Here is a 19,106-nt window from a genome sequence, read left to right as displayed (position 1 = left end):
CTTTTTTTATAGTAGTTTCAAGTTTTTTCAGTTTTTACACTCAATGTTCTTTGTTCTTTAATGTTCCCTTTGTCATTCTTTTTAATTGATTGGTGATTTGAAAGTGGATATATGAGCCACCTTTTGGAAAAAGGGGTATATAATTTTAAGTAAAAGGGTGTTTAGAGTGGACGTTGTCCAAACAAAGCTGTGCCAATACGAAGGACATTGGCACCAAATTGAAGAGCGGTTTTAAAGTCATTTGACATGCCCATAGACAATTTTGAAACACCGGCTTTTTTTGCAAGTTTAGCTAAAAGAGCAAAATAGGGGCCAGGATTTTCTTCAACTGGTGGAATTGCCATAAGGCCTATAATATCAAGCCCATGTTGATTTTTGCATTGGGTTACAAAATCAGCCACTTCTTGTGGTGCAATGCCACTTTTTTGTGGTTCTAATCCGATATTGACTTGAACATAACAGGGAAGATATTTTTTTTGTTTGTTCATTTCTTCGGATAATTTTTGGGCTATTTTTTCGCGGTCAACCGTTTGAATAACATCAAAAATTTTGACAGCTTCTGCTACTTTATTGGATTGTAAAGGGCCGATAAGGTGAAGTTTTATGGCTTCAAATTGCTCTTGTAGGCGAGGCCATTTTTGTGCTGCTTCTTGTACACGGTTTTCGGCAAAGAGTCGTTGACCTGCTTGTAATAGTGGAACAATTTGTTGTGCAGCAACAGTTTTTGAAACAGCAATTAGCTCAACACTTTCTAATGAGCGGTGATAGTCTTTACATGTTGCAGCAATGTCTTGTTGAAGGTTTTTCCACGCCTCAATGGGGGAGGTATTGAGTGTGCTCATGTTTTGTTGTTCCTGTTTTTTGTTTAAAGTTTTGAATCATTGTTTATAAAAGCTTTTAAAATTTCTATTGAAGAGGTTGACGATAGCTTTAATCCATGGTGAAGCATTTACAAAGCTTTTTGGTTCAATTTTGTAAAGAGTATAATGGGAATGACAATTGAGCGCTATAATCCACGTGCACGTGAACAACAATGGCAAGCGGTTTGGGATGAGAGACAAATTTTTCAAACCTCTCATGATGATGGACGTGAAAAATATTACGTTTTAGAGATGTTTCCCTATCCTTCAGGGCGCATTCATATGGGGCATGTGCGCAATTATACTATGGGAGATGTTGTTGCACGTTATAAACGTGCCAAAGGGTTTAATGTGCTCCATCCCATGGGGTGGGATGCTTTTGGTATGCCAGCTGAAAATGCTGCCATGCAAAATAAGGTGCATCCAAAAGTTTGGACCTATCAAAATATTGCCGTGATGCGTGGGCAATTAAAGCAATTGGGGCTTTCTTTAGATTGGTCGCGTGAGTTTGCAACGTGCGATGTGGAATATTATCATCGTCAACAGATGATCTTTCTTGACTTTTATGAAAAGGGACTGATTGCACGCAAAGTGGCCAAGGTAAATTGGGACCCTGTTGACCACACAGTTTTAGCCAATGAGCAGGTTGTTGATGGAAGAGGCTGGCGTTCTGGTGCTTTGGTTGAACAGCGAGAATTGACGCAGTGGTTTTTCAAAATCAGTGACTTTAGTGAGGATTTATTGGCAGGGCTTGAAAGGCTTGATAAATGGCCAGAAAAAGTCCGCATTATGCAAAAAAACTGGATTGGTAAGTCACAAGGCCTCTTAATTAGCTGGGCTTTAGATAAGACAAATGTTGCTGATGATATATGCCAAGAATTTGATGAGGTTGTTTGTTATTCAACCCGTCCGGATACTTTATTTGGAGCGTCTTTTTTGGCTCTTTCTATAGATCACCCGATTGCGCACACACTAGCACAACAAGACAAAGAACTTGCTGCTTTTATTGAGAATTGTCGGTGTGGTAGTACAACAACTGCAGCACTTGAAACAGCTGAAAAACAAGGATTTCGCACAAAGCTTTTAGCTGTTCATCCATTTGATGCAAGGGTGCGTATTCCTATCTATGTGGCTAATTTTGTATTCATGGATTATGGAACAGGTGCTATTTTTGGGTGTCCTGCTCATGATCAAAGGGATTTAGATTTTGCGCGTAAATATGATCTTCCCGTACGAGCGGTGGTTTTGCCAAAAGATGCTGATGCCGAGGATTTTATGATTTCCAAAACGGCTTACAGTGGTGAAGGCGTGATGATTAATTCAGACTTTTTGAATGGTCTTACGGTGAGGGAGGCTTTTGAAGCGGTTGCTAAACGCCTTGAAGAACAGATCTTAAATGGTCAACCTCAAGGGAAAAGAACTGTGCAGTTTCGATTGCGTGATTGGGGAATTTCGCGTCAACGTTATTGGGGGTGCCCGATACCTATGGTTCATTGTGCTACTTGCGGAGTGGTTCCTGTAGCACGCACTGATTTGCCAGTTGTTTTGCCTGATGATGTGACTTTTGATAAGCCTGGCAACCCTCTTACACGCCATGAAAAGTGGCAAGAAGTCACTTGCCCTTCTTGCGGGCAGTTGGCAAAGCGCGAAACCGATACAATGGATACATTTGTGGATTCTTCTTGGTATTATGCGCGTTTTATCGCGCCTCAAGCACAAGAACCAACAGACCAGAAAGAAACGGCACAGTGGTTGCCTGTTCAACAGTATATTGGTGGTATTGAACATGCGATTTTACATCTTTTATATGCACGTTTTTTTATGCGTGCGATGAAGATTTCTGGCCATGTTAGTGTGGATGAGCCCTTTGAAGGGTTGTTTACGCAAGGCATGGTTGTTCATGAAACCTACCGTGATGAACAAGGGTGGGTTGCACCAGCAGAAGTTTCCATTGTTGAAAAAGACGGGAAACGCCAGGCTTATAAATTGACTGATCAAAGTCATGTGACGATTGGTTCAATTGAAAAAATGTCGAAATCAAAAAAGAATATCATTGATCCTGATGATATTATTGCTTCTTACGGGGCAGATACGGTGCGCTGGTTTATGTTGTCTGATTCTCCTCCTGAGCGTGATGTCATTTGGACAGAAGCAGGAATTGAAGGAGCCCATCGCTTTGTGCAACGCATTTGGCGCTGTGTGGCTTTGAGTGCTTCAGTTTTAAAGGAAGTTGAACCGCGCACAGGCCGTCATGGTGAAGCTTTGGAGCTTTCAAAGGCAGCACATCGCACGCTTTGTGCTGTGGAGGATGATTTAGAAAAACTTGCCTTTAATCGGGCAGTTGCACGCCTTTATGAATTATTAAATACGATGACGCCATTTTTAAATAAAGTGGAAAATATTGATGATGAGATGAAGTCTGCTTTGCGCCAAGCAATGGATTTTTTCTTTGCAATGATTGCACCTATAATGCCACATTTGGCAGAAGAATGTCATGCTGCTTTTGGGGGAAAAACACTCATTTGTGAACTTTCTTGGCCTGTTTTTGACCCTGCATTGACAGTTGAAGAGTTTATTACTTTGCCGGTGCAGATTAATGGTAAAAAACGCGGTGATATCACCCTTTGTGTGACAGCCAATAAAGAGGAAATTGAAGAGGCAGTTTTGGCTCTTGAATGTGTTAAAGCGCAGTTGGTAGAAAAGCCGGTGAAGAAAGTTATTATTGTTCCACAAAGGATTATCAATGTCGTTATTTAAGTGGGCATTTTTTGCTGGTTTTACCTGTTTGTTCATGTTTCTTTATGGGTGTCGTGTCGAGCCTCTTTATCGTCAAAAGGTTCAAGGGGGGGAACAGGTGGGATCACAAATGGGGGTGCAGGTGGCGTCGTCACAAGTGGGTGGTGCTGCCTTGCATGGGAAGCATTCAAAAGCGGTTTCTTCAGATCTTGCTGCAAAATTTGCTACAGTTATTGTTGAAGAACCTTCAGATCGTTTTGGTCAGATGGTTCGCAATCATTTATTGTTTCTTATGTATGGGAATGGAAGCAAACCTTCAGTTCCGGTTTATCAATTATCACTACACACATCAGCTGCTACGCACACATCTGTGCAAGTAGAAATTTATGAAGATCCAGATGGAATGGGGCGTTCTTCTGTTGGGACAGTGATAAGCAGGGCTTCTTATATATTAAGAGATATGAATAATGTTGTTGTTGCTAAAGGTAAAGGCGCTATGAGTGCATCTTTTGACCGGCTTCGTCAAGAATATGCGACAGTGCAAGCTGAAGAAAATGCACAAAAGCGTGTAGCTGAAGAGTTGGCTGAGCAAATTTTTATGTTACTTTCAAAAGACTTGGTAAAACTTTAAGTGCTTTTTATGCAATAGTTTATTCATAATGAAAGTTTGGTTGGTTTTTGCACAAAGGAGGTGTCAAAATACCAATTGATTGGAAATATTTGTCATTTTTTTATCAATGATAAGGTGTTTATCAATTACAAGATATTTTGAACATAAGATTATTTCTGACAAAAAGGCTTTACGTCTGCACTGTTTAATGTGGCCTTTTTGACAGGATGAATAATGTTAAAGATAGTGCAAATGGGGAGGGTTTGAGTTTTGTATTATTTATCTTGTGTGATGCAAATTTCATAAAAGCAGCTTCTAAGCATTGATTGTATAATTATTGAATGTTCTGGCAAAGGGGGGGTAGAAATAAAGGGATGTGTGATTTGCGAGATTTAAGTGAAGTGGTGAGGTTGGTGATCTTAAGAGGTTTTTTAAGTGGCAAGGCTGGTTGATTGGAGTGAGAATAAATAAGGAATATTGGTTGATTATTGTTGATATGGGGTGGGGGAGCGACAAGGAAGAATAATAAGTAAGGTGAGATTAAGAGTTGTTAAACTCAATGCAATGCCAAGAAATGCTCGTATAAAAGGGGAAATCAAACGTGACAGAGCTAAAAATTGTTTCGGTTTTGGTGCCACTTCCTGTTCCCCATGCTTATAGCTATGAGGTTCCTCCTTCTATGGGGGTGGAGATTGGGTCTTTTGTTCGTGTTCCTGTAATGGGGCGTGAGGTTTGCGGTTTTGTGGTGGCCGTTGATGAGCAGACAGATGATAAAGAGGGGCAGGGAGCTGTTCCTATAGCGCGTGAAAAGCTGCGCTTGATTACGCATGTTTTTGATTGTCCACCTCTAAAGGCTGAAATGATTGCGTTTTTGCGTTTTGTCAGTCACTATACAATGACGCCTTTTGGCTTTGTTGCACGGTTGGTTTTGCGTGTGCCAACAGCATTAGAGCCGGAAGCACAGACTTTAGGTTTGCGTTATTGTGGGGGAGATGTTGGCCGTTTAACACCAGCGCGTTCACGAGTTTTAGAGGTGGCGCGTGAGGGACTGGTGTGGACACACTCTGATCTTGCCCGTGCAGCGGGGACTTCTGTCTCGGTTGTTGAGGGGTTAAAGGGGCTTGGGGTTTTTGAAGAAGTGATGATGCCAGCTCTTCCACTTGTGGCAATGCCGGATCCTGATTTTTGTGTACCTGTTTTGGAAGAGGAGCAAAAATCGGCAGCAGCTCTTCTGCGCAAAGGTGTTTTGTCTTCTCAATTTCAAGTTTTTTTGCTTGATGGGGTTACTGGGGCAGGTAAGACGGAAGTGTATTTTGAGGCTGTTGCTCAAGCACTAACATGTGGTAAGCAGGTTTTGATTTTATTGCCAGAAATTGCTTTGACACAACAGTTTTTAGATCGGTTTCATGCACGTTTTGGAACACCAGCGGTTGAGTGGCATTCAGATTTAACACCGCGTCGTCGCGAACGTGTGTGGAGGCAAGTTGCAGAAGGGCAGGTGCGAGTTGTTGCGGGTGCGCGTTCAGCACTTTTTTTGCCATTTCAAGATCTTGGTTTGATTGTTGTTGATGAAGAACATGATGGTTCTTACAAACAGGAAGAACGTGTTTTTTATCATGCGCGTGATATGGCTGTTGCACGGGGTTCTTTTGAAAAGTGCCCTATTATTTTATCTTCGGCTACACCTTCAATTGAAAGCCAGGTTAATGTTTTATGGGGGCGTTATCAGCGGGTTGCTTTATCATCGCGTTTCCAAGCAGCTGCACTGCCACACTTACAAGTGGTGGATATGCGCAAAGGGGGGGTAGAAAAGGGGCGCTTTATTTCTTCTGTTCTTGAACGTGCTTTAAGACAAACTATAGAAAAAGGAGAGCAAGCTCTTCTTTTTCTCAACAGGCGAGGTTATGCACCTTTAACGCTGTGTCGGGTTTGTGGGCATCGTTTTCATTGTATCAATTGCTCAAGTTGGTTGGTTGAACACCGTTTGTATGGTCAACTTAAATGTCATCATTGTGGTTATCACGAGCCTATTCCAGAGGCGTGCCCTGAATGTGGCACGCTTGATCATCTTGTTGCTTGTGGTCCGGGGGTGGAAAGGATTGCAGAGGAAACACGCGAACTTTTCCCACAGGCACGTTTGCTGATTTTGTCAACGGATTTAAAAGGTGGGATAGGTCAGTTACGACGGGAATTGGAAGCGATTACAAACAAGGATGTAGATATTATTATTGGAACACAGTTGGTGGCTAAGGGGCATCATTTCCCTGGTCTTTCTCTGGTTGGGGTGATTGATGCTGATCTTGGTCTTGCTAATGGTGATTTGCGGGCAAGTGAACGCACTTTTCAGCTTTTGTCGCAGGTTACAGGAAGGGCTGGGCGTATGGGGTTGGAAAGTTTAGGATTGTTGCAAACTTATCAGCCAGATCATCCGGTCATACAAGCATTGCTTTCGCAACAGCGCGAGAATTTTTATACGCGTGAGATTGCCACGCGTCAGCATTATCATTTACCCCCTTATGGACGGCTTGCATCTTTAATTGTATCTTCAAAAGAGCGCAAAGCTGCAGAAAATTATGCACGTGCGTTGCGCCGGGTTGCGCCAACAGTGCAGGGTGTTTCCTTGATGGGGCCAGCAGAAGCACAATTGGCACTTGTGCGCGGGCGATATCGTTTTCGGCTTTTGCTGCATGGGCAGCGCTCGTTTGATATGCAAGGGTTTATTCGTGCAATGATTGCAAATGCACCCAAAAGACCTGGTTCAGTTCAAGTTCAAATTGATATTGATCCGCAAAGTTTTCTTTAAAAAATAAAGCAATAAAAATAAATGCGTTTGTTTTTAAAAAATATTGTTTGAGAGAGGATAGTTTTGAACAAAATGATGAGGTTTGTGGTTTTTATTGTCGCTTGGCTTTTAGGAGGAGTGGGAGCACACTCATCGGTTATCCTGTCATCGGTTACAGATGTGATTAAAAGCAATGAAACAAAAGAAATGCAAAGCATTGATGCAACAGTTTTTGTTTTTGCCTATCGCTTAATGAAAGAAAGCGAAAAAATTTTTCAACCAATGATTACTTCTCCACAACAAACGATGCAGTCTCTTTGTGGTTTTCCCGTGGCGCATTCACGCCAATTGATTTATCAATATGCAGCCTTTTATGACACGGTGCTTGAGCAAAATATTATGGCTTTTAATAAAGAGTTGAGTCTTAATGGAACAAAGAGGGAGGGTGTGATGACAGCACAAATTTTAGAGCATTTACACACCCATCGCAAATTGATGGAAAAGGCTCATATACTCAACCTTTCTGCAGATGTGGTGGAAGCTTTTTTGACAGATGAGAATTTAAAAATAGATATATTGTTGTCTAAGTTTGGGGCTGATATTGCTGCTTTAGTGTTTGATACTTTTCATGATGCAGATATGAATCAGTTGAAAAATATGTCTGAAGATATCAAACAGGGGTTGAGAGAAAAATGTGGACCTGATAGCGAATTAGAAGAGCAATTTTCAGGGGCATTGTAAATATTTCATTTAAAATTTTCAAAAAGCATTGCTTTGTGGTGTTGCGAGTCGGTTGTGTCTATGCTAGGAGTGAAGAAATTTGTTCATTCTGAATTTCAAGAAGAAGATTCTTAAAATTTGAGATATTTGATCCATTTTGTTTGATCAAGATTAAAGAATCGCTAAAAGAAAAGAGGCGAGGTTTCGTGTCGGATTCATTTTCTCGTATGCCGTTGCCATTAGCGAGCCGACGTTATGCGCAAGCGCTTTTTGATTTGGTTCAAGAAGCAGGCTATGTAAAAGATTTCGAAAAGGCATTTACATCTTTTTTGGATATTTTGGATCACAATACAGATTTAAAGCGCTTAATACAAAGCCCATTTTTTTCAACAAAAGAACAGGTTCAAACGCTTGATTCTATTTGTGAGAGTTTTAGGTTTTCTGACAAAGGGGCGGGTCAAATTATGCGCAATTTTTTGCGTGTTATTGTAGAAAATCGTCGACTTTTTGCTTTGTCTGATATTTTACGTGCTTTTCAGTGTTGTGTTGCTTCATTTCGTGGGGAAGCATCAGCACATATTATTTCTGCACATCCGTTGGATGTTCGTCAACAAGAGGAGTTGCGCGTGGCTTTGGAAGGTGTTGTTGGGAGAAAAATTTCGCTACGCTTGTCTGTCGATTCGACGATTTTGGGTGGGCTTATTGTCCGCTTGGGGTCATGTCAGATTGATGCTTCTCTTGAGGGGAAATTGTCTTCGCTTAAGCTTGCATTGAAAAAAGAGGTCAGCTGATGGATATTAGACCGTCTGAAATTTCAAAAATCCTAAAAGAGCAAATCAAGAACTTTGACCAAAAAGCTGAAGTTTCAGAAATTGGGTGGGTTTTGTCTGTAGGTAATGGTATCGCTCGCGTTTATGGTTTGGATAATGTCCAGGCGGGTGAAATGGTTTCTTTTTCAAATGGTGTGCGCGGTATGGCGCTTAATTTGGAAGTGGATAATGTCGGGGTTGTGATTTTTGGGTCAGATCGTGATATTCGTGAGGGTGATTGTGTTAAACGACTTGGGTCTATTATTGATGTCCCCGTGGGGCCAGCTTTGCTCGGACGTGTTGTGGATGCATTGGGTAACCCGCTTGATGGAAAAGGGCCGATTCAGACACCGCATCGTCGCAGAGTGGATGTGAAAGCCCCTGGTATTATTCCGCGTCAGTCCGTGCATGAGCCGATGGTGACAGGGTTGAAGGCTATTGATGCGTTAGTTCCCATTGGACGTGGTCAGCGTGAATTGGTGATTGGTGATCGTCAAACAGGTAAAACGGCAATTTTGCTTGATGCGTTTTTGAACCAAAAGCCTTTCCATGAAAAGGGTGCTGAGCACGATAAAGTTTATTGTATTTATGTGGCTATTGGTCAAAAGCGTTCAACGGTTGCGCAATTTGTTAAAGTTTTGGAAGAACGTGGGGCACTTGACTATTCAATTATTGTGGCGGCTACAGCTTCTGATCCGGCGCCGATGCAGTTTATTGCCCCACTTGCTGGTTGTGCTATGGGGGAATATTTCCGCGATAATGGTCAGCATGCTTTGATTGGTTATGATGATCTTTCAAAACAGGCTGTAGCTTACCGCCAGATGTCTCTTTTGCTTCGTCGCCCGCCTGGTCGTGAAGCCTACCCGGGAGATGTTTTTTACCTTCACTCTCGTCTTTTAGAGCGGGCTGCAAAGCTTAATGCTGATCATGGGAGTGGGTCTTTGACTGCTTTGCCGGTGATTGAGACACAAGCCAATGACGTTTCTGCTTATATTCCAACGAATGTTATTTCGATTACAGATGGTCAGATCTTTCTAGAAACCAATTTATTTTATCAGGGAATACGCCCTGCTATTAATGTTGGTCTTTCTGTGTCACGTGTTGGTTCTGCTGCGCAAATTAAGGCGATGAAACAAGTTGCAGGCTCGATTAAGGGTGAATTAGCGCAATATCGTGAAATGGCAGCTTTTGCGCAGTTTGGTTCAGATTTAGATGCATCAACACAACGTCTTTTAAATCGTGGTGCTCGTTTGGTTGAGCTTTTAAAGCAAAAGCAATTTTCACCACTTAAAATACAAGAGCAGGTTGTTGTGATTTTTGCTGGTGTGAATGGTTACCTTGATTCATTGGCTGTTTGTGATGTTAGCCGATTTGAGCAGGGGCTGTTGGCGCTTTTACGTAGAGATTATCCAGATCTTTTGGATGCGATTGGTGATCAAAAGCAACTTACAGATGCTCTGAAGAGTAAATTGGTTGATATTCTTGATGCTTACAAGAAGAATTTTTCTTAAAACACGGATTGATGGAATGTTTGGATGGCATCGCTGAAGACTTTAAGAGACCGTATCGCCTCGGTTAAGGCAACGCAAAAGATTACTAAAGCCATGCAAATGGTTGCAGCCACAAAATTGCACCGTGCACAAGAGGCGGCTGAGGCTGCGCGCCCTTATGCTCAGCGTATGGCTCATGTTTTGGCAAATGTTAGCGCTAATGTTGATGGGGTTGATGCACCGCTTTTAATGCGTGGTAGCGGCCTGGATAATGTGCATCTTTTGGTGGTTTGCACGGCTGAGCGTGGTTTGTGTGGTGCTTTTAATACGCATATTGCTCGTTGTGCACGTGAGCATATTCACACTCTTCTCTCTAAGGGTAAAGAAGTTAAAATTTTAACTGTGGGTAAAAAAGGTGCTGATATTTTGCGCCGTGATTTTAAGGCTCTGATGATTGACCATATTGATTTGCGTTGTGTAAAATCTATAGGTTTTGAAGATGCAAAAAGAATTGGTGAGCGCATTGTTGATTTATTCAATGAGGGTGCTTTTGATGTATGCACACTTTTTTACTCTGAATTTGTTTCTGTGATTAATCAGCGCCCAACAGCTTTGGGTTTGATTCCATTTGTTGTTCAAGAATGTTGTGTTGAAAAAGTTGGTGTTGGTAAGAAGGGGGATAAAGGGGAAGCTTTGCAATCGGCCGTTTATAGTTATGAGCCTGATGCAGCTTCTCTTCTAGAGACACTTGTTTTACGTAATCTTTCTGCGCAAATTTTTCGTGCTTTGCTTGAAAATGTCGCTGGTGAAATGGGTGCAAAGATGAGTGCTATGGATAATGCATCGCGCAATGCCGGTGAGATGATTAATAAATTGACAGTGACTTATAATCGTCAGCGTCAGGCGCAGATTACCACAGAGTTAGTTGAAATTATTGCGGGCGCTGAAGCGCTTTAAATTGAGAAGGTAGGGATTGATGGTAAAAGCAGTGACGTCAAAAAAGGGAGCACCAAAAGCTGAAGAAAAGAAATCAGCCGCTCGTTCAGGCGTAAAAAAAGCCGCCTCGAAGTCTCAAGGGAGTTCTAAGAGTTCTGGTAATCTTACGCGCACTTCTTCTAAATCTGTTAGTGCTTCTAAGCCTGTTCGTGGTAAGGGATCAGTTGGTGAGATTAGGCAGGTGATTGGGGCTGTTGTTGATGTGCAGTTTGAGGGAGAATTGCCCAATATTCTTAATGCATTAGAAACTGAGAATATGGGCAACCGGCTGGTTTTGGAAGTGGCGCAACATTTGGGTGAGAACACGGTTCGTACCATTGCGATGGACACAACAGATGGTCTTGTGCGCGGGCAAAAGGTTTTTGATACAGGAACACAAATTTGCGTTCCTGTTGGAGAGGCCACACTTGGGCGTATTATGAATGTGGTTGGGGAGCCTGTTGATAATGCTGGTCCGATTGTTGCGACTAAAACGCGTTCAATTCACCAAGAAGCTCCTGAATATGTTGAACAATCAACGGAATCAGAGATTCTTGTTACGGGTATTAAAGTTGTTGATCTTTTAGCGCCTTATGCCAAGGGTGGTAAAATTGGTTTGTTTGGTGGTGCTGGTGTTGGTAAAACCGTGTTGATTATGGAATTAATCAACAATGTTGCAAAGGCGCATGGTGGTTATTCTGTGTTTGCAGGTGTGGGGGAGCGTACACGTGAGGGTAATGACCTTTATTATGAAATGATCGAAAGTCGTGTGAATGTGAACCCTAAAGACAATAAGGGTTCTGCTGCTGGGTCAAAATGTGCACTTGTTTATGGGCAGATGAATGAACCACCAGGAGCACGTGCACGTGTTGCGCTTTCAGGTTTGACGGTTGCGGAAAGTTTTCGCGATGAAGGTCAAGATGTTCTTTTCTTTGTGGATAATATGTTCCGTTTTACACAGGCAGGTTCAGAAGTTTCGGCTCTTTTAGGGCGTATTCCTTCTGCTGTGGGGTATCAGCCAACTTTGGCAACAGAGATGGGAGCTTTGCAAGAACGTATTACCAGTACTAAAACAGGTTCTATTACGTCTGTTCAGGCTATTTATGTTCCTGCTGATGATTTGACTGATCCGGCACCTGCAACATCTTTTGCGCACTTGGATGCAACAACAGTTCTTTCTCGTGCGATTGCTGAAAAAGGTATTTATCCAGCGGTGGATCCGCTCGATTCTTCTTCACGCATGTTGGATCCAATGGTGGTTGGTGAGGAGCATTATGCTGTTGCTTGTCAAGTTCAAACGATTTTGCAGCGTTATAAATCTTTGCAAGATATTATTGCTATCCTTGGAATGGATGAGCTTTCTGAAGAAGATAAGGCTTTGGTAGGGCGGGCACGTAAAATTGAGCGTTTCCTTTCACAACCTTTCCATGTGGCTGAAGTTTTTACTGGTTCTCCTGGGAAGCTTGTGCCTTTACAAGACACCATCAAGGGGTTTAAAGGTCTTTGTGCTGGTGATTATGATGATTTACCAGAGGCGGCTTTTTATATGGTTGGTTCAATTGATGAAGCAATTGAAAAGGGCAAGCGTTTAATGGCAGAAACTTCTTCATAAAAGGAGTTTTGTGGTAAATAAAGAAATTACTATGACGGATGTCAGAGGAATTGTGTAAGGGATATTTGTTGTAGGAATGACAAGAGGTTGCTGTGGAAAACAATAGAGCAAAGCGTTTTTTGTTTGAGCTTATATCGCCTGAGAAACTTATTTTTTCAGATGAAGTGGTATCGATTGTTCTTCCCTCAGCTTCAGGCTATTTGACAGTTATGGCCAATCACGCGCCTTTAATGGTTCGCCTTATGCCAGGAAGTATTCGCGTTTTATCATCTTCAGGTGAAAAATTGTTTGCTCTTTGTGGAGGGGTTGCGGACATTACACCTTCAAGATGTTCTCTTTTGGCTGAGGCTGTTGTTGCTGTTGATCATCTTTCTTTTGATGAACTTGAACAGCGGATTTTGAAAGTTCGTGCAGCGTTAGAAGAGGGTTTAAATGGTGGGGCCAATGATCCGGTGGAGGAATTTTTGCATCAACTGACGACTGTTGGCGGTGTGTTAACAGCGGTGTAGCGCGAATGTAGGGAGTGCAGACATGAACGGCAAAAAAAGCGCGATTATGTCTGCTGAAGAAAGTGAAGGGGATCTTCCCCAGTCGGGTCCTATTTTTGCAGGGCCTTTACCGAAATGTTTCGTTTATATTTTTGCCTCTTTTATTTTGCAATGGGCTTATGGCTTAGGGGCGAATATGGTTCAATCCAACATTCTTCAACTTTCTGGTAATTTTCGTGCGACACTTACTGAAACGACATGGTTGGTTGCTGCTTATATGGCGCCCAATGTCAGTGTTGCGATTATGTTGATTAAAATTCGTTATCAATTTGGGTTGCGTTCTTTTGCTGAATTATCGATCCTTGGATTTGTTTTTGTCTGTATTTTGCAATTATTTGTTACAGATTTGCATTCAGCTCTGATTATTCGTTTTTTTGCTGGTATTACTGCAGCACCAATGGCTTCATTAGCTTTTTTATATATGTTGGAGGCTTTTGCGCCGGAGAAAAAATTCACAATTGGCCTTAGTTTAAATTATATGAATGCAGCTTTAGCGGTTCCTTTATCGCGTTTGATTTCACCTTATTTACTGGAAAATAATGGGGGTTTTTCTAGTCTTTCGGCAATGGAGATGGGGCTTGTTTTAATTAGTTTGGGGTGTATTTTTTCTCTTCCGCTTACACCTGTTGCATGCAACAAGGTGATTAGAAAGTTCGATTGGGTAAGTTATAGTTTGATTGCATTTGGGCTTGGTTTAAATGCAATGATTATGTCTGTTGGTAAGCTTTACTGGTGGCATGAGGCACCGTGGATTGGGTGGGGGCTTGCTCTTGCAATTTTGTCGTTAGTGATTGCAACCATTTTTGAATTGAATAGAGAACACCCGTTAATTGATTTACGCTGGCTTTTTAGTAAGGAAATGGTGCAAGTTGTTTTGGTATTGCTAGTCTTTAGGATTCTTTTATCAGAGCAATCGACTTTAGCAGCAGATTTTTTTGGTCTTTTTGGTTTGTTAAATGGTGATATGGCGCCAATGTATTTTGCCGTTACCATTGGGACGCTTTTAGGGGGCGGGATTTGTGTTTGTTTTTTACGCGCTGGCCGTGAAGACTATTTTTATTTTATGTCTTTAAGCTGTTTGGCGCTTGGTTCTTATTTAGATAGTTATGTAAATCACTTAACGCGCCCAGAGGATCTGATGTTGAGTCAAGGTTTGATAGGTTTTGGCTATGCACTTTTTTTACCCCCAGCTTTATTTAATGGGTTTGTGAGAGCAAATGCACGAGGCCCCAGTTATGTTTTAAGCTTTATTGCTATTTTTCTGCTAACTCAGGTAACAGGAGGGTTAATGAGTGCAGCTTTTTTTGGGAGTTTGCAATTTATTTTCGCCTATAAGCATTTTGAGTGTTTAAGGCAAGAAATTGTTATTACAGATCCTCTTATTTTAAAAGAGATAAATGCCTTATTATCGTCTTCTTATAATGCTTTAAGTCCTAGCAATATTGGGAGTGGGCAGTTCATGTCTGATCTGATTGGGCAGTTAAAGTTGACAGCAAATATTTTGGCTTATGATGATGTTTTTCGGCTTTATTTTTATATTGCAGCGGTTGTATTAATTGTTTTTCTTGTCAAAATTATTTATCAATTGCGCCCTTTTATTCTTGTGGAGCCGAACTGGAAAGATAAGGCAGTTTTAGTGAAGAAAAGTGAAAAAAGATGATAAGGGCATTGCGGTCGAAAGCGACAATTGTTGCATTTATATCAGGAGTTGTGGGAATTTTATTAATTTTATGGGCTTGGAAGCTTCCACCATTTGTAAGCACTATTCAAATAACCGATAATGCTTCAGTTAAGGGGGATGTCACTTTAGTAAGCCCACAGATTTCTGGTGTAGTTACACAAATTTATATTCAAGATTATCAAAGAGTTGAAAAGGGAACTGTTTTATTTGAACTGGATGATACTCTTTTTCGGCAACAACTTTCTCAAGCGCAAGCGATTTTTGATTCAAAGAATGCAAAGCTTGCAAGTGTTTTACTACAAACTCAGCTTTTGCAGGAGGAAATTGATGCGGCAGAGTCAGAATTGGCCCATTTACAAAAGCTATCGAATATTACTTCTGAAATGAAGAATTTAAGGACTGATGAGACTTTGCGTCCACCTTCTTCTCTTTCACAATTATTAGCAGCACTTGAAGTAAAACGCCGATTACAAAAGCAATTGGATCTTGAACGGCAAAGTTTACAGTCAGATGTTGCTGGGGCAAAGGTAGGGGTTGAATTGGCAGAGCTTAATTTGGCACATACCAAAATTGTCTCTCCTTGTGCTGGGCAAGTTGGGCTTGTTGGCGCGCGGGTTGGGCAATATGTTTTACCTGGAACGCAATTGGTGGCTGTTATTTCTGATGATATTTGGATTGTTGCTAATTATAAAGAAACACAGCTTGCTCATATGCGCGTTGGACAACCTGTTGTTTTTTTTGTTGATGCCCTAAATAATCAAAAGTTAACAGGTCGTGTAGTACGTTTTGCTCCTGCGACAGGTTCGGAGTTTTCATTATTGAAGACAAACACTGCGATTGGAAATTTTACTAAAATTGCACAACGTATTTCAGTTCGTATTGCTTTAGATCCTGGGCAAATAGGGGCTGAGCGACTTATTCCTGGTATGTCAGTGGTTACATATGTGGATACTTCGTGACATATTTAAAAAGGCTAAAGGATATTTATTTTGGGTTTGATTTTTATATTGCTTATTTATAGCAAATGGTTGCTGATAGTAGAGGATGTTGTTGGGTTTATAATATTTGCGTTCTGGTATATGGGGTGTAAGTTATTTTTAGGATTTGGAGAAGGGGGATGCCCGCTTTTTGGGCGGGCTTTAGAGGAGCTGGTTATTTGATTTTACGCGTCAACAGGCAGCTTGCTAGAACAATACCGGTGATAAGTACGATTGTTGTTTTAGGGTTTTCTTTTGCTTTTTTTTTCAGATCTTCAGTGTGATTGTTAATGCGATAAAGAGCGTGACGGCCTTTTTGTTTCCATGTGTCAAAGAGGTCAAAAATGATATTTGAAGTATTGTTATCATGACGCCAACGGCTGATTGTTACCAATTCATCTTTTAATTGTGCTATATGTTTTTTAATTTTAGTATCTCTGCAACAGGGGGGCTGAAATGTGCACATAGGTTGACTCCTTCGTATTGTTTTAGCATCTTTTAAATTAGAATTTTGTTGAAAGACTGACTTGTTAAACGACTTGAAAATTGAAAAGTTGCATGAGAAAAACGCTTACTTGTTGGTTTATGTTGATCATTGCGCGAGTATTGGCTTGTTTTAAGTCAATTTTTGACTCATTTATTTGTTCGAATTATTCTATGATACGGGTAGTATTGTGGTCGTATAATGATGACTTGTGTGATGAAAAAAGATAAAGTGGATTTTTAAAAATTGGGGAGTTGATGAGCGCACCATATTATTTATCTAAGCCTTTAGAGCGTCGCCGATCTGTTGGAGTAAAAGTTGGTGATGTGATTGTTGGTGGTGATAACCCGATTGTTGTCCAGTCTATGACGAATACAGATACTGCCGATATTGATGCGACGGTTATGCAAATTAGTGCTCTTTGGCGTGCAGGTTCGCAATTGGTACGGGTAACTGTTGATCGGGATGAAGCGGCAGCGGCTGTCCCTAAAATACGTGAACGATTGGAGCGGTTAGGTATTTTTGTGCCGTTGGTGGGGGATTTTCATTATATTGGGCACAAACTTTTAGCAGCCCACCCGGCATGTGCTGAGGCTCTTTCAAAATATCGGATTAATCCTGGAAATGTTGGTTTTGGTTCAAAAAAGGATCAGCAGTTTAGTGAAATTATTGAAATGGCTTGCCGTTATCATAAACCCATACGTATTGGAGTAAATTGGGGGTCACTTGATGAGGGGTTATTAACCCGGCTTATGGATGAAAATGCAAAGCAAGAAAAGCCTTTGTCAACTGTTGAAGTGATGCGGGAGTCTGTGGTTCAGTCGGCATTGCATTCAGCTTTTTTTGCTGAGGAGTTGGGATTGGGGCGTGATCAAATTATTCTTTCGGCTAAAGTGAGTGATGTACAAGATTTAATTGCTGTGTATGGCCTTTTAGCAAAGCGTTGTGATCATGCACTTCATTTGGGTTTAACAGAGGCGGGAATGGGGACAAAGGGGATTGTTGCTTCTTCAGTGGCTTTGGGAATTTTGTTACAGCAAGGGATTGGTGATACCATTCGTATTTCACTCACACCTGAGCCGGGAGGTGATAGGACCCAAGAGGTGAAGGTGTGCCAAGAGCTTTTGCAGGTTATGGGATTTCGCCAGTTTATGCCTGTGGTTGCTGCGTGTCCTGGGTGTGGGCGTACGACTTCAACGGTTTTTCAGACATTGGCGCAAAAAATTGAGGCTGATTTATGCAAGAATATGCCAGTTTGGCGTCAAAAATATCCTGGGGTTGAAGGTTTGAGGGTGGCTGTTATGGGGTGTATTGTCAATGGGCCGGGGGAATCAAAACATGCTGATATTGGCATTTCTCTGCCTGGAACAGGTGAACAACCAGCAGCACCGGTTTTTATTGAGGGCAAAAAGGTAAAGGTTTTGCGTGGACCCAATATTGCTGAAGAGTTTGAAGGCATATTGGGTGATTATATCCACACGCGTTTTGGGCAGAACTAGACAAATTGGGTAGAGAGACACAAGTGGTTTGTTTCTTCTCTTTCTTTTGTTGTTTAAATGATGTAATGCGCTTTAAAATAAGGGACAATTTTAAGAGAGGGAGAGGCATTTAATTATTGCGTGTGGCAATAAAGTGTGCTGCTTGTTTGAGAGGTTTTGCTTTATCACCAAAGGGGTGGAGAAGTTCTTCTGCTTGAGTAATGAGTGTATCTCGTTTTTTTTGTGTTTTTTCAATCCCGTGGAGACTGACTAAAGTGGCTTTATTGGCTTCTTTATCTTTTCCAGCAGTTTTGCCAAGAGTTTTTGTACTCATGGTGACATCAAGAAGGTCGTCTGTTAATTGAAAAGCCAGCCCAAGATGTGTTCCAAAGGTGGAAAGTTGCTCAATCTGAGTTTTAGAAGCATTGCCAATTATAGCACCTGCTTGGCAAGCAAAGCTTATAAGAGCAGCTGTTTTCATGTGTTGTAGCGTGATGATTGCATGATGATCTTGCGGTTTGTTTTCAGCTTCAAGGTCAAGCATTTGTCCACCAAGCATACCACCAAGCCCTGCTGCTTGCGCAAGAGCTGTGATAAGGTCAATTCTTATTTGGGGGCTTAGAGCATAGGCTTTGTGGGCAACAATTTCAAAAGCAAGGGTCAAAAGGGCATTGCCTGCTAGAATGGCTGTGGCTTCATTAAATGCTTTATGAACTGTGGGTTTTCCACGCCGTAGTGTGTCATTATCCATGGCGGGAAGATCATCGTGAATAAGCGAATAACAATGAACGCATTCCAATGCGACGCCAATATCGAGAGATTGTTCAAGGGGGATATCAAAAAGTGCAGCACTTTGGATAACTAAAAAAGGACGCAAACGTTTGCCACCATTGAGCGTGCCGTGACGCATGGCTTTGATTAAGATTTCAGGACGAGCGGTTTCATTGTTTTGAGCTTTATAGTTTAAAAGCGTATCAAGTCTTTTTTCAATATTGTGGGTATGTTTTGCAAGAAGGTCCATGAATTCATGCATCGTTTTTTCCTTTGTTTTTGCAAAATGAGTGAGCTCTTTTTAGGATAGGAAGACGAAGAATGAAACGGTTTTTTTATGATCTTTGAGCTCTATCAGGCAAAAATAATGCAAGATTGGTTTTTAAATGCCTAGTCTTTGAGGATACTTCAGGTTTAGTATGATCTTTGTTTTTTTGTTATAATCTTTACCTTTTTGTCTGGTTGTTTAGATATTCTCACGTGGTGATGCATGATTTGCAGTTTGATGATGTATGATGTGATAAAGTGGGTGGCTATAAGCGGGAAGAAGATTGTGCTATTTTAATGTTGTTT

Annotated in this window: 15 protein-coding genes; 12 read left to right on the top strand and 3 right to left on the bottom strand. The window is 41.4% G+C overall.

The features are described from left to right. Positions 1 to 161: 161 nt before the first annotated feature. Entirely contained in the window at positions 162 to 842 is a 681-nt protein-coding gene (locus tag GGR10_RS03005) for a YggS family pyridoxal phosphate-dependent enzyme (RefSeq protein WP_182479849.1), read from the bottom strand. Between the two features lie 150 nt (positions 843 to 992). On the opposite strand from GGR10_RS03005, the gene leuS reads away from it, so the two are divergent. From leuS to GGR10_RS02950, 11 genes are all read left to right on the top strand, one after another. Next, the gene (gene leuS, locus GGR10_RS03000; RefSeq protein WP_182479848.1) at positions 993 to 3,617 is read left to right on the top strand and encodes a leucine--tRNA ligase; all 2,625 of its coding nucleotides are present in this window, start codon (positions 993 to 995) and stop codon (positions 3,615 to 3,617) included. Continuing rightward, a complete protein-coding gene (gene lptE / locus GGR10_RS02995; RefSeq protein ID WP_182479846.1) occupies positions 3,604 to 4,227 on the top strand; it encodes an LPS assembly lipoprotein LptE in 624 nt (207 codons plus the stop codon). Before leuS ends, lptE begins: the two co-directional genes overlap by 14 nt. Before the next feature lie 580 nt (positions 4,228 to 4,807). After that, entirely contained in the window at positions 4,808 to 7,009 is a 2,202-nt protein-coding gene (locus tag GGR10_RS02990) for a primosomal protein N' (protein ID WP_182479845.1), read from the top strand. Between the two features lie 72 nt (positions 7,010 to 7,081). After that, on the top strand, positions 7,082 to 7,729 hold the full coding sequence (locus GGR10_RS02985) for a hypothetical protein (RefSeq protein WP_182479843.1): 648 nt from the start codon (positions 7,082 to 7,084) through the stop codon (positions 7,727 to 7,729). A gap of 185 nt (positions 7,730 to 7,914) precedes the next feature. Then, positions 7,915 to 8,499 carry a F0F1 ATP synthase subunit delta gene (locus tag GGR10_RS02980; protein ID WP_010704368.1) on the top strand — a complete coding sequence of 195 codons (585 nt, stop codon included), beginning with the start codon at positions 7,915 to 7,917 and terminating at the stop codon, positions 8,497 to 8,499. Further along, the gene (gene atpA, locus GGR10_RS02975; protein WP_182479841.1) at positions 8,499 to 10,028 is read left to right on the top strand and encodes a F0F1 ATP synthase subunit alpha; all 1,530 of its coding nucleotides are present in this window, start codon (positions 8,499 to 8,501) and stop codon (positions 10,026 to 10,028) included. Before GGR10_RS02980 ends, atpA begins: the two co-directional genes overlap by 1 nt. 24 nt (positions 10,029 to 10,052) lie before the next feature. Beyond that, complete coding sequence (locus GGR10_RS02970) at positions 10,053 to 10,964, top strand: F0F1 ATP synthase subunit gamma (protein WP_182479839.1); 912 nt, start codon at positions 10,053 to 10,055, stop codon at positions 10,962 to 10,964. Between the two features lie 19 nt (positions 10,965 to 10,983). Continuing rightward, a complete protein-coding gene (atpD, locus tag GGR10_RS02965; protein WP_182479838.1) occupies positions 10,984 to 12,594 on the top strand; it encodes a F0F1 ATP synthase subunit beta in 1,611 nt (536 codons plus the stop codon). 92 nt (positions 12,595 to 12,686) lie between these two features. Next, a complete protein-coding gene (gene atpC, locus GGR10_RS02960) occupies positions 12,687 to 13,103 on the top strand; it encodes an ATP synthase F1 subunit epsilon (protein ID WP_182479837.1) in 417 nt (138 codons plus the stop codon). A gap of 22 nt (positions 13,104 to 13,125) precedes the next feature. Continuing rightward, a complete protein-coding gene (locus tag GGR10_RS02955) occupies positions 13,126 to 14,802 on the top strand; it encodes an MFS transporter (protein ID WP_182479836.1) in 1,677 nt (558 codons plus the stop codon). After that, on the top strand, positions 14,799 to 15,782 hold the full coding sequence (locus GGR10_RS02950) for an HlyD family secretion protein (RefSeq protein WP_182479834.1): 984 nt from the start codon (positions 14,799 to 14,801) through the stop codon (positions 15,780 to 15,782). The genes GGR10_RS02955 and GGR10_RS02950 overlap by 4 nt, the downstream gene beginning before the upstream one ends. Positions 15,783 to 15,975: 193 nt before the next feature. On the opposite strand, the gene GGR10_RS02945 is transcribed toward GGR10_RS02950, so the two are convergent. After that, entirely contained in the window at positions 15,976 to 16,266 is a 291-nt protein-coding gene (locus tag GGR10_RS02945; protein WP_182479833.1) for a hypothetical protein, read from the bottom strand. Positions 16,267 to 16,541: 275 nt separating this feature from the next. Between GGR10_RS02945 and ispG the strand changes: the two genes are divergently transcribed. Further along, complete coding sequence (gene ispG / locus GGR10_RS02940) at positions 16,542 to 17,783, top strand: flavodoxin-dependent (E)-4-hydroxy-3-methylbut-2-enyl-diphosphate synthase (protein ID WP_182479831.1); 1,242 nt, start codon at positions 16,542 to 16,544, stop codon at positions 17,781 to 17,783. 109 nt (positions 17,784 to 17,892) lie between these two features. Here the strand turns inward: ispG and GGR10_RS02935 are convergent, their stop codons facing one another. Beyond that, positions 17,893 to 18,795 (bottom strand): polyprenyl synthetase family protein, encoded by a 903-nt coding sequence (locus tag GGR10_RS02935; RefSeq protein ID WP_182479830.1) that lies wholly within the window; start codon positions 18,793 to 18,795, stop codon positions 17,893 to 17,895. Positions 18,796 to 19,106 lie beyond the last annotated feature (311 nt).

Origin of the sequence: Bartonella chomelii (genome assembly GCF_014138465.1) — a bacterium.
GTDB lineage: Bacteria > Pseudomonadota > Alphaproteobacteria > Rhizobiales > Rhizobiaceae > Bartonella > Bartonella schoenbuchensis.
The sequence above is the reverse complement of the archived record's forward strand: the minus strand, read 5'-3'. Positions and strand labels throughout refer to the sequence as shown.